Source organism: Streptomyces sp. AgN23 (assembly GCF_001598115.1).
In the GTDB taxonomy this organism is placed as follows: Bacteria; Actinomycetota; Actinomycetes; order Streptomycetales; family Streptomycetaceae; genus Streptomyces; species Streptomyces antimycoticus.
This window is the reverse complement of record NZ_CP007153.1, coordinates 7,947,865-7,963,278: the sequence shown is the minus strand read 5'-3', so window position 1 is coordinate 7,963,278 and position 15,414 is coordinate 7,947,865. Positions and strand designations below refer to the sequence as shown.

The 15,414-nt window shown below is 71.7% G+C and carries 12 protein-coding genes and 2 pseudogenes; 4 read left to right on the top strand and 10 right to left on the bottom strand.

The window, feature by feature from the left end:
- Positions 1 to 43: 43 nt before the first annotated feature.
- The 10 genes from AS97_RS34550 to AS97_RS34505 form a co-directional block, all read right to left on the bottom strand.
- Complete coding sequence (locus AS97_RS34550; protein WP_210566223.1) at positions 44 to 1,456, bottom strand: NAD(P)/FAD-dependent oxidoreductase; 1,413 nt, start codon at positions 1,454 to 1,456, stop codon at positions 44 to 46.
- A gap of 45 nt (positions 1,457 to 1,501) precedes the next feature.
- Entirely contained in the window at positions 1,502 to 2,329 is an 828-nt protein-coding gene (locus tag AS97_RS34545) for an inositol monophosphatase family protein (RefSeq protein ID WP_059141888.1), read from the bottom strand.
- A 742-nt stretch (positions 2,330 to 3,071) separates the two neighbouring features.
- On the bottom strand, positions 3,072 to 4,562 hold the full coding sequence (locus AS97_RS34540) for an MFS transporter (protein WP_210566222.1): 1,491 nt from the start codon (positions 4,560 to 4,562) through the stop codon (positions 3,072 to 3,074).
- A 103-nt stretch (positions 4,563 to 4,665) separates the two neighbouring features.
- A complete protein-coding gene (locus AS97_RS34535; protein ID WP_086710927.1) occupies positions 4,666 to 5,703 on the bottom strand; it encodes a methyltransferase in 1,038 nt (345 codons plus the stop codon).
- 87 nt (positions 5,704 to 5,790) lie between these two features.
- On the bottom strand, positions 5,791 to 7,341 hold the full coding sequence (locus tag AS97_RS34530; protein WP_210566221.1) for an NCS1 family nucleobase:cation symporter-1: 1,551 nt from the start codon (positions 7,339 to 7,341) through the stop codon (positions 5,791 to 5,793).
- A 145-nt stretch (positions 7,342 to 7,486) separates the two neighbouring features.
- Positions 7,487 to 8,488: a TIGR03842 family LLM class F420-dependent oxidoreductase gene (locus tag AS97_RS34525; RefSeq protein ID WP_125759957.1), complete on the bottom strand. Its 1,002-nt coding sequence runs from the start codon at positions 8,486 to 8,488 to the stop codon at positions 7,487 to 7,489.
- 14 nt (positions 8,489 to 8,502) lie between these two features.
- Positions 8,503 to 9,906 carry a dihydropyrimidinase gene (gene hydA, locus AS97_RS34520; protein ID WP_210567340.1) on the bottom strand — a complete coding sequence of 468 codons (1,404 nt, stop codon included), beginning with the start codon at positions 9,904 to 9,906 and terminating at the stop codon, positions 8,503 to 8,505.
- On the bottom strand, positions 9,903 to 11,252 hold the full coding sequence (locus AS97_RS34515) for an aspartate aminotransferase family protein (RefSeq protein ID WP_059141846.1): 1,350 nt from the start codon (positions 11,250 to 11,252) through the stop codon (positions 9,903 to 9,905). Before AS97_RS34515 ends, hydA begins: the two co-directional genes overlap by 4 nt.
- A 53-nt stretch (positions 11,253 to 11,305) precedes the next feature.
- Positions 11,306 to 12,148 (bottom strand): nitrilase-related carbon-nitrogen hydrolase, encoded by an 843-nt coding sequence (locus tag AS97_RS34510; protein WP_059141845.1) that lies wholly within the window; start codon positions 12,146 to 12,148, stop codon positions 11,306 to 11,308.
- A 709-nt stretch (positions 12,149 to 12,857) separates the two neighbouring features.
- Positions 12,858 to 14,321 (bottom strand): hypothetical protein, encoded by a 1,464-nt coding sequence (locus AS97_RS34505; protein WP_210566220.1) that lies wholly within the window; start codon positions 14,319 to 14,321, stop codon positions 12,858 to 12,860.
- A gap of 161 nt (positions 14,322 to 14,482) precedes the next feature.
- Between AS97_RS34505 and AS97_RS49105 the strand changes: the two genes are divergently transcribed.
- From AS97_RS49105 to AS97_RS34490, 4 genes and pseudogenes are all read left to right on the top strand, one after another.
- Positions 14,483 to 14,905, top strand: coding sequence for a MarR family winged helix-turn-helix transcriptional regulator (locus AS97_RS49105; protein WP_349017618.1), 423 nt, complete (start codon positions 14,483 to 14,485; stop codon positions 14,903 to 14,905).
- Positions 14,874 to 15,035, top strand: a complete 162-nt coding sequence (locus AS97_RS49100; protein WP_349017617.1) for a hypothetical protein — start codon at positions 14,874 to 14,876, stop codon at positions 15,033 to 15,035. Before AS97_RS49105 ends, AS97_RS49100 begins: the two co-directional genes overlap by 32 nt.
- Positions 15,032 to 15,286: pseudogene (locus tag AS97_RS34495) on the top strand (MFS transporter); the annotation flags it as partial. The gene AS97_RS49100 and the pseudogene AS97_RS34495, both read left to right, overlap by 4 nt.
- A gap of 5 nt (positions 15,287 to 15,291) precedes the next feature.
- Positions 15,292 to 15,408, top strand: a pseudogene (locus tag AS97_RS34490) (cysteine hydrolase); the annotation flags it as partial.
- Positions 15,409 to 15,414 lie beyond the last annotated feature (6 nt).

Genomic DNA, 15,414 nt, shown 5'->3' with positions numbered 1-15,414 from the left:
TCCCCTCCCCGGGGGCCCTCCCGGACCCTAGGGCTCCAGGGCCCTACCGCGCCCGCAGCCTCCGCCAGACCGCCCGCGCCGCGTGGTGCCCCGACATGCCGTGCACGCCGGGCCCCGGTGGGGTGGCGGAGGAGCACAGGAAGACCGCCGGGTGGGCGGTGGCGTACGGGACACGGGCGAGCTTGGGCCGGATGGCCGCCTGGATGCCCTCGAAGGCGCCGCAGGCGATGTCGCCGTCGATGTAGTTGGCGTTGCGCGCGGCGAGTTCGGGCGGTCCGGCCACCGCGCGGGCCAGGACCAGATCGCGGAAACCGGGGGCGAAGCGCTCGATCTGACGCTCGATCACCTCGGTGGCGTCGCCCTTCCACCCGCTGGGCACATGGCCGTACGCCCAGAAGGTGTGCTTGCCCTCCGGGGCCCGTGAGGGGTCGAGCAGGGTCGGCTGAGCGGTGATCAGGAACGGGACGGAGGGGTCGCGCCCCTCGACGGCGGCCCGCAGCGCCGCGCCGATCTCGCCCGAGGTGGGGCCCACATGGACGGTGCCCGCGCGCCGGGCCTCGGGCGCGGTCCACGGCACCGGGCCGGAGAGCGCGTAGTCGACCTTGAAGGCGCTGGCCCCGTAGCGGTAGCGGCGGTAGGCGTTGCCGAGACCGGCGATACGGGCCAGGGCGCGCGGCGAGGTGTCGAAGATGTACGCGCGGGCGGGCGGCAGCTCGTCGAGCCGCTTGACCTCGGTGGAGACGTGGATCGTCCCGCCGTTCTCCCGCAGATACGCCCCCAGCGCGTCCACGATCGACTGGGAGCCGCCGCGCGGAATCGGCCAGCCGACCTCATGGGCCGCGACGGCGAAGATCAGGGCGGGTCCGCCCGTGGCCAGCGCGCTGGTCGGCGCGATGGCATGCCCGGCCAGCCCGGTGAACAGGGCGCGCGCCTTCTCGTCACGGAAGCGCAGCGGCCCGGCGAGCAGCGAGACCGGCTGCAGCGCGTGCAGCCCGAAGCGGGCCCAGGTGATCGGGTCGCGGGGCACCCCGTCCCAGAGGGTGCGCAGCATATCGGGGGCGAGGGTGGACCATTTGCCCAGATAGGGCGCGATCAGCCGGCGGTAGGTACCGGCGTCGCGCGGGCCGAGCGACCTGGCGGTCTCGCCGACCGAGCGGGCCAGCACCGCGGCCGAGCCGTCCGGGAAGGGGTGGGCCAGCGGCAGTTCGGGGTGGAGCCACTCCAGGCCGTGCCGGGCGAGCGGCATCCGGTCGAAGGCCGGGGAGCCGATCGCGAGGGGGTGTACGGCGGAACAGGGGTCGTGCCGGAAGCCCGGGAGGGTCAGCTCTTCGGTGCGGGAGCCCCCGCCGATGGTGTCCGCGGCCTCGAAGATCTCCACCGCACAGCCGCGGCGGGCGAGTTCGACGGCTGCGGTCAGCCCGTTCGGCCCGGCACCCACAACGACCGCGTCGAGCATGGACGGCACCTCGGCCCCCTCGTCCTTGAGGAATCAGTGGAACGATCAGCCGGCGGCGGCCAGCAAGCCCAGGATATGCGCAACGGCCGCCTCGTCCCTGGCCGCCGTGAAAGGAAGGGCATTGCCCCCGGTGATCCGGAACGGCTCGCGGCTGAGCGTGGCATGTGCCCCGCCCGCCTCGCCGACCAGCAGCAGACCGGCGGCGTGGTCCCAGGCGTTCTCCCAGGTGAAGGCGACGGCGTCGAGCAGCCCTCGGGCCACGTTCAGATATTCCAGACCGGCCGAACCGCAGGGGCGCACCTCAACTCCCGGCACCTCCAGGCCCGACAGGGCGCGCTTCTCCGCGTCGGTGGTGAAGTCGTAGTGGGAGACGGCGACGTGGAGGACCGCGCCGGGCTCCGGGGAGCCGCAGTGGATCGGCTCGCCGTTCAGCAGGGCGCCCCCGCCACGGCGGGCGATGGCCATCTGATCGAACACCGGGGCGTAGGTCCAGGAGGCGAGGAGCTCTTCGCCGTGCGCGAGGGCGACCAGCGTCGCGAAGCCGGGGTCGCCGTGGACGAACTGCCGGGTGCCGTCGACCGGGTCGACGATCCATACGGGTGCGTCGCCGCCGAGGGCGGTGAGCACGGCCGGATCGGCGTGCACCGCCTCCTCGCCCACCACCACGGAGCCGGGCAGCAGCTTGGTGAGAGCGTTGGTCAGATGCTCCTCGGCCTGCCGGTCGGCGATGGTCACCAGGTCGTGCGGGCCCTTCTTCTCCACGATCTCGTGGGCGGCGAGCTGCCGGTAGCGCGGCATGACCTCGTCGGCGACCGCCGTGCGGATCGCCTTCTCCACCGCGCCGAGATCACCGGCGAGAAATTCATCGATCATGCGTTCATCGAATCATGTCTCAGCGACGGCAGGTGGCATAGCGGCTGCCAGACGATGTCATCGAGGTGAAGGGAGCGACCCCCGCACATCCCCTTTCGACCGGCATCCCGGTTCACCCCGCCGACGTGCGGGGGCCGCGGGGCGGCGGCGGGCACGGTGCCGGGCGCCGCGGGCGCGGTGCGGGCGCCTGCAGGCGCGGCGGCCAGTCCCGCAGGCGCGGTGCCGGGTGCCGCGGGGGCGGTGCCGAGTCCCGGGTGCCGCAGGCGCGGCGCCGAGTCCCGGGTGCCGCAGGCGCGGCGCCGGATGCCGCGGGCGCGGTGCGGGCGCCTGCAGGCGCGGCGGCCAGTCCCGCAGGCGCGGTGCCGGGTGCCGCGGGCGCGGCGCCGGATGCCGCGGGGGCGGTGCCCCGGCGGCCAGTCCCGCAGGCGCGGTGCCGAGTGCCGGATACCGCAGGCACGGCGCCGAGCCCCGCAGGCACGATGCCGAGTCCCGGGTGCCGCAGGCGCGGAACGGAAGCGCTGCCAGGCGCCCGAGGCCCGGAAACGAGCAGCCTGCCGGACGGACGCCACAGACGCGGGAACCAGCGCAGAGCCAGGCGCCACAGGCGCGGGGACGGGCGTGCCGCCGCGCGTGCCAGGGGCCCGGGGACGGACGGGGCCGCGCCGCTGCGTGCCGGGGCCCGGAACGGACTCGCCGCGCACGCCAGGGGCGGCACAGGAACGCGCACGGCGCCGGGCAGGGATCAACGCACGCGCTCCGCGGGACGGCCGGTGGCCGGTGCGGGGCTGGGCGCCGCCGGGCCGCGGGCCCGGGTGCCGGTGGTGAGCAGGCCCAGGGTCACGATGGCGAGACCGCAGCCCGCCATGATCGCCCAGCCCAGATGGCTGGCCTCGGGGAAGCCGGAGACGAAGGGGCCGTGCACCCGGGCGGTGGAGACCGAGCCGAGGACGGCGACGCCGAGGGCCGCCCCCACCTGGCGGCCGGTGGAGGTGACCGCGGCGGCCACCCCCGCCTGGGAGCGCGGCATTCCGGACACGGCCGAGTAGGTGAGCGGGGCGTCGAGCATGCCGAAGCCGATGCCGAACGCCACATAGGCGATCACGAGGTACCAGATCGGGGTGTCCGCGCTCACCTGGGTCAGCAGCAGCCCGCACCCCGCCGTACCGGCCCCGGCGATCACCATGGGGATACGCGGGCCGCGGGCGCCGACGATACGGCCCGCGAGCGGTGAGGAGACCAGCGTCATGGCCGCCATCGGCAGCGTGAGCAGCCCGGTGTGCAGCGGGGAGAAGTCCCGTACGTCCTGCAGGTACAGGGCGTTGAGGAAGAGGAACCCGGCCAGCGCGGCGAAACCGCACACCGCCGAGGCGATGGCGCCACTGAAGGAGGGGCTGCGGAAGAAGCGGACGTCCAGCAGCGGTTCGGCGCGGCGCAGTTCATAGCCGATGAGGGTGGCGGTGGCGATGGCAGCGACGGTGAAGCAGCCGACGATCTGCGCCGAGCCCCAGCCCCGGACCGGGCCCTCGATGATGCCGAACGTGAGCGTCGCGAACAGCACGATGACCAGCAACTGTCCCACCGGATCGAGCCGGCGCGGCCGCGGGGCCCTGGACTCGGGGACGAACAGCGCGGTGAGGACGAGGGCGAGGGCGGCGACCGGGAGGTTGACCCAGAAGACGGCCTGCCAGCCGGTCGAGTCCACCAGCGCACCGCCGACGACGGGCCCCAGCGCGATGCTCACCCCCGCGACCGCACCCCACAGCCCGATCGCCCTGGCCCGCTCCTTGAGGTCGGTGAAGGTGTTGGCGATGATCGAGACCGCGACGGGGTTGAGCATGGCCCCGCCCATGGCCTGCACCATCCGGAAGGCGATGAGCGAACCGGTGTCGGTGGCGAGCCCGCACAGCAGCGACCCCAGGCTGAACAGCAGCAGCCCGGTCTGGAAGGTCCGGCGCCTGCCGAACCGGTCGGCCATGGAGCCGGAGAGCATCAGCAGGCCGGCGAGCACCACGGTGTAGGCGTCCACCGTCCACTGCAGTCCCGAGGGCGAGGCGTCCAGATCCTTCTGGATGGACGGCAGGGCGAGATTCACGATGGTGGTGTCGAGGCCCACCATGAACAGGCTGATGCAGCAGATCCCCAGGATCAGCCACTTGTGGCGGTGGTGCGGCGGCGGACCGTCTCCCTCGCTGTCCGCGTCGCCCGGGGTGGCTTGGCTCATGGAGCCGGCCATGGTTCGCCTCCTGGTCGGGGCGGGCCATACCCCGGCGCACGGACCACTGCGACCTCCGCATCGAAGGGTCCGCCCGCCGGGGGTGCCTCGCCTGGGTTCCGGACTATGCCTTGCGGCCGGTGATCACGACGGTGTCCGCGCCGAGGGGCAGCCGTCCGGTGGGCTCGAAGCCCACCGCGCGGAACCACTGCTCGTACTCGGCGCCCGTGTAGACCATGCCCTCGCCGGAGGCGATGGTGTGGAAGTAGGCGGACAGCATCGCCGCCCGCTCGGGTCCGGTGCCGTCGTCGTCCTGGCGCGGGGTGACCACGTAGATCCGGCCGCCGGGCGGGAGGGCGCGGGCGGCCTTGGCGAGCAGTTCCCGGATCCGCTCGGAGGACCAGATCTCCAGGAAGTGGGCGAAGAGCACTCCGTCGCAGCCGGTCGGGAACTCGTCGTGGAAGGCGTCGAGGCTCACCGCCCGCACCCGGTCGGCCAGCCCGAGCTTCCCGATCTTCTCGTTGGCGGCGGTGGCCACGGAGGGCAGATCGGCGATGGTGATGCGCAGGTCCGGCCAGCGGTCGGCGAGGTTGGCGGCGTTGATGGCCGTTCCGCCGCCGATGTCCAGGAGGTGGCCGCACCCCGAGAGGTCCAGCTTCTCCCCCAGCTCGGCGCCCACGAGCCTGCTCACCGACGACATCATGGTGTGGAATGTGGTCTCCAGTTCGGGATTTTCGGCGAGCCGCCCATAGAGGGTGGGCGCCGTTCCCGGAATTTCCCGCCGCAGACCGAGGTTGGTGTCTTCCTTGAGGGATTCACAGAACCAGGCCATCGCCCGGTAGATACCGTGCTGTTCCCAGGGAATGTTGGAGGCGGGTGCCTCGTCGAAGTTTGCGGTCAGCGGCTTCGAGAGCGGGGTGGTGTGGTAACCCTCGCCGTCCTTGCGCAAAAGTCCGAATACCGTACAGCCGAGAAGGAGGATGCGGGTGGGCTGCTCCTTGAGGTCCAGCCGTGCGGCGATCTCCCGCACGGCCAGACCGGGCTCCTTCTCCACCAGCGCGAAGAGCCCCAACTGGAATCCCGCGCTCAGGAACTGAAACCGATAGTGGGCCTTGTAGAGCCCTCTGAGCTCCACGTCTATCGGTACCTCGGTTTGCGTCATGCCCAACCCTTCTCTGACAAGGAGTCGTTCAGCCGACGGCACATCAGAGCACAAAATCCGAGGTGATTGTAACCATGTTCGAAGGTTTCAGGGGGTGGGAGTTCCTTTTGTTCTCCGGGCCCCGACGGGCAGCATCAGGGCCGTATACAGCACCAATGAAGCCCCGAGTCCGACCGCCCATCCATAGTCGGCGAGCGGCCGCAGAAACGGAATTAACCCTTCCTTGGGAAAAGGCCCTTTGCCGGGCTGGGAGGCGGAACCGCCCACCGCGAGCACGCCGCCCACCACGAAAGCGACAACCGCCCGCCAGTTCCAGCCGGATGCATACCAATAGCGCCCTTTGGGGCGATACAGATCGGCCAGGTCGAGAACGGTACGGCGAATGATCCAGTAGTCGGCGATCAGGACGCCCGCGACCGTGCCGAGCAGTCCGCCGACCACCCCGAGCCAGGTGAAGATGTACAGCTCGGGGGTGGAGGTGAGCTTCCAGGGGAAGATGAGCACCCCGACGATGCCGGTGATCAGCGCCCCGGTACGGAAGGTGATGAACTTCGGCGCGAGATTGGCCAGGTCATACGCGGGCGAGACCACATTGGCCGCGATATTGACCGAGACGGTGGCGATCAGCACGGTGACCAGTGCGAAGAGCAGGCCGAAGACATTGTCGGCCTTGCCCGCGAGCGCCACCGGGTCCCAGATCGGCTCCCCGTAGACCGCCTCGGAGCCGGAGGTCACGAAGACCGACAGCAGCGCGAAGGCGGTCATGGTGGTGGGCAGGCCCAGCGTCTGGCCCCACACCTGGGCCCGCTGCCCCGCGCCGAAGCGGGTGAAGTCGGGGATGTTCAGCGAGAGGGTGGACCAGAAGCCGATCATGCCCATGAGGGCGGGGAAGAAGACCGGCCAGAAGTCGCTGCCCCAGCCCAGCCGGGAGGGCTGGTCGAGCAGCGAGCCGAAGCCGCCCGCCTTGTCCGCGATCCACACCAGCAGCACCACGGCACCGACGAGGACGAAGGGCGCGGCCCAGTTCTCGAAGCGGCGCAGGGTCTCCATGCCGCGGTAGATGATGGCCAGCTCCAGCACCCAGAAGACGAGGAAGCACAGCCACAGCGTCCAGGGGTAGCCGGCGATCTCCCCGGCCCGCTCCCAGCCGCCCCCGACAACCTTGCCCAGCAGGACGTAGATGCCCTGCCCGCCGATCCAGGTCTGGATGCCGAACCAGGCACAGGCCACGGCGGCGCGGATCAGCGCCGGGAGGTTGGCGCCGCGCAACCCGAAGGAGGCGCGGGCCAGCACGGGAAAGGGGATGCCGTACTTGGGCCCGGCGTGGCCGGTGAGCAGCATCGGCAGCAGAACGACGACATTGGCGACGGCGATGGTGAAGACGGCCTGCTTCCAGTCCATGCCGAGCGCGACCAGACCGGAGGCCAGCGTCCAGGAGGGGATGTTGTGGGCCATGCCCACCCACAGCGCGGTGAAGTTGTAGGTGCTCCAGCGGCGTTCGGCCACCGGCACCGGGCGCAGGTCCTCGTTGCTGAAACGGTTGTCGTCCAGGGTCACACCGGGCGGCAGCTCCACCCGGCCGTCGGGGTGGGAGGTGACCGGGTCCGGCTCGGCAGGGGGCGGTGCGGTAGCGGTCATGGGGACCCTCTTCGTTCGTACGGAAGGTGTCGGGGAGTGCGGAACGAACGAGGGCCGTGCGGGGCCCGGCTGCCGGCCGGTGGTGGGCCGGCCGGCCGGCGGATGTGGTGTCCGGGCGTACGGGTGTGGGCGCGCGGCTGAACGGTCAGCCGGTGAGCGCGGGGATGACCCGCTCGCCGTACGCGTCGAGCGTGCGCTCCTTCGCGTCGTGCATCGCGTAGACCGCGAACTGGTCGACCCCCAGGGCGCGCAGCCGCTCCAGCTTCTCGATATGCGCCTCGGCCGGGCCGAGCAGGCAGAACCGGTCGACGATCTCATCGGGGACGAAGGCCGTGTCCGGATTGCCGCTGCGGCCGTGGTGTGCGTAGTCGTACCCCTGCCGCTCCTTGATGTACGCGGTCAGGGACTCGGGCACGGCGCCGGAGTGGTCGCCGTAGCGGGAGACCAGGTCGGCCACGTGGTTGCCGACCATGCCGCCGAACCAGCGGCACTGCTCACGGGCGTGGGCCAGGTCGTCGCCGACATACGCGGGGGCGGCGACGCAGATGGTGACCGCGTCCGGATCGCGCCCGGCCTCGGCGGCGGCGGTGCGCACCGCCTTGACCATCCACTCCGTCAGGAAGGGGTCCGCGAGCTGCAGGATGAAACCGTCGGCCTTCTGCCCGGCCAGCGCGAGCGCCTTGGGGCCGTACGCCGCCATCCACACCGGCAGCCTGCTGTCCTCGATCCAGGGGATGTGCATCGGGCTGCCGTCCACCACGGCCTCCCTGCCCTCCGCCAGCTCGCGGATGACGTCGATGGCCTCGCCGAGGCGGGCGAGGGTGTTGGGCTTGCGCCCGGCCACCCGCAGCGCGGAGTCACCGCGGCCGATACCGCAGACGGTGCGGTTGCCGTACATCTCGTTGAGGGTGGCGAAGGTGGAGGCGGTCACCTCCCAGGTGCGGGTGGACGGGTTGGTGACCATGGGGCCGACGATCAGCCGCTCGGTGCGGGCCAGGATCTGGCTGTAGATGACGAACGGCTCCTGCCACAGCACGGCGGAGTCGAAGGTCCAGCCGTAGCCGAAGCCGTTGCGCTCGGCGCGGCGCATCAGCTCGACGACGGCCGAGGCGGGTGGATCGGTCTGCAGGACGAGTCCGAAGTCCATGCTCGCTCCCTGGTTCAGCCGAGATACTGACAGGTGTCGCGGATGAGGAACTGGCCGTGCCCGGCACGCCCGGTGTATTCCCGCCGGTCGATGACGGGGACACCGCGCGACAGCACGGTCTCGACCTGCCCGGTGATCCGCTTGCCCTCGTACGCCGAGTAGTCGACGTCCATGTGGTGGGTCTCGGCGGACAGCGTCTGCTGGGCCGCCGGATCGTAGACGACGATGTCGGCGTCGGTCCCGGGCGCGATGGTGCCCTTCCGCGGATAGAGGCCGAACATCCTGGCCGGGGTGGCGCAGGCGATCTCGATCCAGCGGCGGCGGGAGATATGGCCGTCCACCACGGCCTGGTGGAGCAGGTCCATCCGGTGCTCCACGCCCGGCATCCCGTTGGGGATCTTGGAGAAGTCGCCCCGGCCCAGCTCCTTCTGCCCGGTGAAGCAGAACGGGCAGTGGTCGGTGGAGACCACCTGGAGGTCGTTGGTCCGCAGCCCCCGCCACAGCGCGGCCTGGTGCTCGACGGGCCGAAGCGGTGTGGAGCAGACGTACTTGGCGCCCTCGAAGTCCGGTTCCGCGAGGTTGTCCGTGGACAGGAACAGATACTGCGGACAGGTCTCGCCGAACACCGGAAGCCCCAGGTCACGCGCCTGTGTCAGCTCCGCGAGGGCCTCCTGGGCCGATACATGGACGACATACAGCGGGGCGCCGGCCACCCGGGCGAGCTGGATGGCGCGATGGGTCGCCTCCGACTCCAGCAGCGCCTTGCGGACCTCACCGTGGTAGCGGGGGTCGGTCCTGCCCTCGGCCAGGGCCTGTTCCACCAGGACGTCGATGGCGATGCCGTTCTCGGCGTGCATCATGATCAGCCCCGCGTTGGCGGAGGCGCGCTGCATGGCCCGCAGGATCTGCCCGTCGTCGCTGTAGAAGACCCCCGGGTAGGCCATGAACAGCTTGAAGCTGGTCACGCCCTCCCCCACCAGGAGATCCATCTCCTTGAGCGCGCTCTCGTTCACATCGGAGAGGATCATGTGGAAGCCGTAGTCGATGGCGCAGTTGCCCCGCGCCTTCAGGTGCCAGGCGTCCAGCCCCTCGCGCAGGGAGTGGCCCACCGTCTGGATGGCGAAGTCCACGATGGTGGTGGTGCCGCCCCAGGCCGCCGCCCGGGTGCCGGTCTCGAAGGTGTCGGAGGCGAAGGTGCCGCCGAACGGCATCTCCATATGGGTGTGCCCGTCGACCCCGCCCGGGATGACGTACTTGCCGGTGGCGTCGATCGTACGGTCGGCGGTCCAGCTGTGGGCGTACGCGCTGTCGGACGAGGCGAGGGCGGCGACCTTCCCGTCCTCGATCAGCACATCGGCCAAGGTCTCCTCGGCGGCGGTGATGACCAGCCCGCCGCGGATCACGGTACGGGACATCAGCTCACGCTCCTTGCGGACCGGGTGCTCTTCAGAGCGGTCTCGAGGATCTCCGCGCCCTCCTCGGCCTCGGCCACGGTGAGGCTGAGCGGCGGGGCGATCCGCAGCACGCTGCTGTTGTGCCCGCCGCCCTTGCCGATGAGCAGCCCGCCCTCCCGGGCGGCCTCCAGAACGGCGGAGGCGCCCTCGGGGTGCGGGTCGCCGGTGCCCGGTTCGACCAGCTCGATGCCGATCATCAGCCCCCGGCCGCGGACCTCGCGCACGGTGTCCAGACCGGCGCAGGCGGCGCGCAGCCGCTCGATCAGCAGCCCGCCGACTCGGCGGGCGTTGCCCTGCAGATCGTGTTCGACCAGGTGGGTGAGGTTGGCCAGACCGGCCGCCATCGTGATGGGGCTGCCGCCGAAGGTGGAGATGGAGTTGGCCGCCAGGCAGTTCATGACCTCGGCGCGGGCGACGACACCGCCGATCGACATGCCGTTGCCGATGCCCTTGGCGAAGGTGAGGATGTCAGGCGGCCCGGAGCGGTCGTGTGCCTGCCAGCCCCAGAAGTGGTCGCCGGTGCGGCCCCAGCCGGTCTGCACCTCATCGGTGATCCACAGGATGCCGTGCCGGTCGAGCACCTCGCGGAAGGCGGCGAACAGCCCGTCGGGCGGGGAGGTGAAGCCGCCGACGCCCTGGATCGGCTCGGCGATCAGCGCGGCGACATTGCCGTGCGCCTGGCCGAGGACGTCCTCGAGATCGGCGACGCACGCCTTGATGTACTCCCCGTCGGACAGCCCGGCGAACGGCCCCCGGGTGCGCACCCCGCCATGCACATACAGCGTCTGCAGCGGGGAGAGGCTGGTCGGCGACCAGCCGCGGTTGCCGGTGATGCCGACGGCCGAGAAGGAGCGGCCGTGGTAGCTGTTGCGCATCGCCAGGATCTGGTTGGAGCGGCGGTAGGTGGTGGCGAGCAGCAGGGCCGCGTCATTGGCCTCGGTGCCGGAGGTGGTGAAGAAGACCCGCGCGTCCGGGATGCCGGACAGCGTGGCGACCCGTTCGGCCAGGTCGACCATGGGCCGGTCGAGGTAGAGCGTGGAGGTGTGCAGGATCCGGCCCGCCTGCTCGCTGATGGCCTTGGTGACCTCGGGGAGGGCGTGCGCGGTCATGGTGGTGAGGATGCCGCCGAAGAAGTCGAGGTAGCGGTTGCCCTCGGCGTCCCAGACGTGGCGGCCCTCGCCGTGGGTGATCTCGATGGGGCGCTGGTAGTAGACGGCGAGCCAGTCGGGGAGCACGGCTTGGTGCCGTGCGTAGAGAGCCGCGTGGGGACCGCGGTCGGCATCGCTCCCGGCACCACTGCCGCTGCTCATGGCACTGCCGCTACTCATGGCATCGCTGCCGCTCATGGCATCGCTGCCGCTGCTCATGGGTTCACCAGCCCCTCGTAGGCGTCGGGGCGCCGGTCGCGGTAGAACGCCCACTGCTGCCGCACCTCGTCGATCAGACCGAAGTCGAGGTCGCGGACGATCAGCTCCTCCTCCTTGTCACTGGCCACATCGCCGACGAACTGGCCGCGCGGATCGACGAAGTAGCTGGTGCCGTAGAAGTCGTTGTCGCCGTACTCCTCGGTGCCGACGCGGTTGATCGCGGCGATGAAGTACTCATTGGCGACGGCCGCGGCGGGCTGTTCCAGCTGCCAGAGGTAGGCCGACAGCCCGCGGGAGGTGGCCGAGGGGTTGTAGACGAGCTGCGCCCCGGCCAGGCCCAGCGCGCGCCAGCCCTCGGGGAAGTGGCGGTCGTAGCAGATGTACACCCCGACCCTGCCGACCGCGGTGTCGAACACCGGCCAGCCCACGTTTCCCGGCTTGAAGTAGTACTTCTCCCAGAACCCCTTGACCTGCGGGATGTGGTGCTTGCGGTACTTGCCCAGATAGCTGCCGTCCGCGTCGATCACGGCCGCGGTGTTGTAGTAGAAGCCCGACTGCTCGACCTCGAAGACCGGCACCACGATCACCATGCCGGTCTCCCGCGCCAGCTCCCGCATCCGCTGCACGGTCGGCCCATCCGGCACCGGCTCCGCCCACCGGTAGTGCTCCGCCTCCTGCACTTGGCAGAAGTAGGGCGCGTTGAACACCTCCTGGAAGCCGATCACCTTGGCGCCCTGGGCGGCCGCCTGCCGGGCGTACTCCTCATGCTTCGCGATCATCGATTCGGTATCGCCGGTCCAGGTGGCCTGGACGAGAGCGGCACGTACGAGGTTGGCCATGATCAGCTCCTCAACCTGTGTCTACGCACGTAGAATCCGGCTGTGAAGAACGTAAGAGCGCACTGACTACTCTGGCAATACCGCCGCCGTTACTCAACGAAGACGATCACGTTTCCTGTTTTGTCGGGTCGCGGGGGCCGGGGGCGGCCGAGTGGGTGCGGGTTTCCGCCTCGCGCCTTCGGTGCCATTGAGCAGCGGCGGCGAGAGTGGGGAGCGCGGGCCACGTCGCCGAGCGCCGGGCCGGTTGACGCGAGCGCCGGCGATGCGGCACCCGCACCCGGAAGCCGAGACAGATGCCGGACCGCCGGGCCGGTGAGGCAGACCCAGAAGCGGCTCCCATGGCCGGAGCTGAGGCCCATCCAGGCTAAGTGCCCCTCGGGGCACCCCCTGAAAAAACGCTTGATCTGAAGCAACTACCTTGTCAAACGATTTCACAAGGGGTACCCCAACCCTCCTCCCCGCTGTCCGGCGCCGACCCCCGACCCCCGACCAGCGGAGCCGCCACCGGCGCCCACACCCACCGCCCCGGCACCCGGCGGCGGCGCCGGGCCCACCCCACCGCCGCCGCTGCTCAACGGCGCCGAAGGCGCGAAACGGCGCCGCACCCGACCAAGCCGACCAGCCCGAGCCACCCGTCTCCAGTCCGAGCCACCCGCCTCTAGCCCGAACGAGCGCCACCCGACGCTCGGACTCAGGCTCGGTCTCCGTCTCAGGCGGGACCGGGTACGCCCGGCAGCGCCGCCATGCGCAACGCATGGGCGAGATCGTGATGACTGCTCGAGGACACACCGGCGGCGGCGTCGAGCAGCAGGGGCACCAACGTGGCGGGGTCCTCCGCCGCCGCCCGCGCCGCCTCCTCCGGCGTACGGGCCCGTACGAGCGCCTCCAGCAGAAACGCGGCCCCGCGAGGTGCGCCCGCCGCGAGGAGCGCCTGGGCAGTGTGGGCGACCTCGGGGGCGGGGCGCGAGACGCTCTGCCGCAAAAGCCGCTCGCCGTCGGCCGTGCGGTCCGCGGTGACCAGCGCTTCGGCGGCTGCGGCGAGCCGTGTGGGCGGCAGACACGCCATCTCCCACAGCAGCGTGGACACGTCGGCCCCGAGTCCGGCGCGCTCCAGCTCCTCCGCGAGGACGGGCAGCCGTGGAGCGGGCCAGGCGGCGGCCTCGCAGAGCACGACATGGGCCTCGCCGGAGCGGCCCGCCGCCCGGAGTCGGCCGAGCCGCGCGACGGCCTCCTGGGCGGCGCGTCGCGTGGCGGCGCGCTCCGCCGCCTCCCGGGCGAGCCGCTGCCCGTCGTCCGCCGCCTTGTCCCGCTTACGGCGCTTGCCGCCACCCTCGCCGTCGTACGCCCCGGCGAACCGAGCACCGCGCGGAGTCGCGGGAACCTCCGTTCCGCTCTCCGCCAAGGGCGGGGCGGGCGAGGCCGGCGTCGGCGCCGCCGTACCCCCGCCTCCGGCCCCGGCGAACCGCGCCCCACGCGGCCGAGGCCGCGCGGGCCCCAAGCCCTGCACGACGGGCTCGACAGGCGCCTCCGCACCCGAGCCCAGAGCACCGACGAGGGTGCCCGGCGGCCTGGGCCCCGCCGTCGGGGCGGGCGCGGTTGGCTCGGGGCCCGCCGTCGGGGCCACGGCGGCGGGGGGCCCGGTCCCCGGGGCCGAGGGCCGGGAGGGGCGGGGCGTGAGGGCGGTGAGGCGGGCGTGGAGTTCTTCGATGCGGGCCGTCGCGCGACGCCAGTCATCGTGGGCCCAGGCCAGCTCCGCGCCGAGGCGTTCGCGGTCGGCCGCGCCCTCGGTGGCGGATATCGCCGCCTGGAGGTCGCGTTCGCGAAGGGCGGCGTTCCGCTGCTCGCGGAGCATGCCGCCCAGACGGGCCTGGAGCGCCTCGCGGCTGCCGGGTCCGGTGTCGTGGGCGGCGACCGAGGCACGGTAGAGCGTCGAAGCGCGGGCCGCCGCCTCCTGGGCGGCGTCGGCGCCGCGCTGGGTGGAGAGGTCCTGCAGCAGGGACTGGACGACGTCCCACGGCGGCACCTCCGACCCATCCAGACAGGCCCGCAGTCCCTCGGGGTCGCGCAGGGCGAAGACGCCGTACCAGCCCGTCCCGGCGGCCAGCCGCCTCGTCAGGGCCCGCAGATACCTCGCGAACTCCTCGACCTCGGCCGGGAGTCGTCCGCTCGCCATGGCCCCCTCCCCTCCCCCTCGGACGATGCACGGCCCAAGGCCACGCATTCGACACCCTGCGTGTTACGGATTCGGTTACGGCTGCGCTACGAGCGCTTTTCCTGCTCCGCACACAACAGGCAAACTTGCAAGTTCAACTGTCGAACTCCTCAGGTGAGGGCATGGCCACGCCTGATCACCCGCCCACCGAGCCCGCCTTCCGGCCAGAGTCCGGGCCCCGGTCAGAGCCCGCCTCCCGGCCAGAGTCCGGGCCCCCGCCAGAGTCCGGGCAACGCCCGGAGCCCGGCCCGCGGGCCGAGGAGCGCATCGCCGTCGACCTCGCCGCGGTCGTCAGCCAGCTGATGCGCCGTATGCGGGCGGCCTCCTCGCAGGGAGCGCTCACGCCCTCCCAGCGCGCGGTCATCAGCAGGCTGTACACCGAGGGGCCGACCACCACCGCCGCGCTGGCCCGCGCCGAGCTGGTGCGGCCGCAGTCCATGCGCATGATCCTTGCCGCGCTGGAGGAACAGACGCTGGTCGAGCGGGACCCCGCATCCCACCGACGGACGGCAGGTGGTCTTCTCGATCACCGAGCGGGGGCATGAGGCGATCACATCCGTAGGGCAGGCCAAGCAGAGCTGGCTGCTCGACGCGATCGACACCCGCCTGGACGCCGATGAGCGCCGCGCCCTCGGCGAGGCCACCGATCTGCTCAAGCGGCTGGTCCAGGAATGACCGGCACCGTGGGCAAGCCCGCCATACCCCCGAGGACCGGGACGGCGGGCGCGAGGCCCGTCCCGGGCGAACCAGCCGGCCCCGGCGACACCGCCGACCCCTTCGGCCCCCGGCTGATGACCCCGCTGCTCATCGGTTCGGTTCTCAACCCCGTCAACTCCACGATGATCGCCACCGGGCGGGTGTCCATCGGCCATGACTTCGGTGTCGGCGCCGCCCAGACCGCCTGGCTGGTCGCCTCCCTCTACCTCGCCAGGCAGTCGACGCCATGACCGACATGGACGCCGAGGCGCACCGCAACAGCGTCGAGAAGATCTTCCCCCGGCTCGGGGAGACCGACTCCACCGACGCGATCATCGGCCTGCTGGGCTGACACGGC

Excerpts from the sequence above, each read along its gene's own strand:
- AS97_RS34550 (WP_210566223.1), bottom strand. The coding sequence starts at position 1,456 with ATGCTCGACGCGGTCGTTGTGGGTGCCGGGCCGAACGGGCTGACCGCA.
- AS97_RS34545 (WP_059141888.1), bottom strand. The coding sequence starts at position 2,329 with ATGATCGATGAATTTCTCGCCGGTGATCTCGGCGCGGTGGAGAAGGCG.
- AS97_RS34540 (WP_210566222.1), bottom strand. The coding sequence starts at position 4,562 with ATGGCCGGCTCCATGAGCCAAGCCACCCCGGGCGACGCGGACAGCGAG.
- AS97_RS34535 (WP_086710927.1), bottom strand. The coding sequence starts at position 5,703 with ATGACGCAAACCGAGGTACCGATAGACGTGGAGCTCAGAGGGCTCTAC.
- AS97_RS34530 (WP_210566221.1), bottom strand. The coding sequence starts at position 7,341 with ATGACCGCTACCGCACCGCCCCCTGCCGAGCCGGACCCGGTCACCTCC.
- AS97_RS34525 (WP_125759957.1), bottom strand. The coding sequence starts at position 8,488 with ATGGACTTCGGACTCGTCCTGCAGACCGATCCACCCGCCTCGGCCGTC.
- AS97_RS34515 (WP_059141846.1), bottom strand. The coding sequence starts at position 11,252 with ATGAGCAGCGGCAGTGGTGCCGGGAGCGATGCCGACCGCGGTCCCCAC.
- AS97_RS34510 (WP_059141845.1), bottom strand. The coding sequence starts at position 12,148 with ATGGCCAACCTCGTACGTGCCGCTCTCGTCCAGGCCACCTGGACCGGC.
- AS97_RS34505 (WP_210566220.1), bottom strand. The coding sequence starts at position 14,321 with ATGGCGAGCGGACGACTCCCGGCCGAGGTCGAGGAGTTCGCGAGGTAT.
- AS97_RS49105 (WP_349017618.1), top strand. The coding sequence starts at position 14,483 with ATGGCCACGCCTGATCACCCGCCCACCGAGCCCGCCTTCCGGCCAGAG.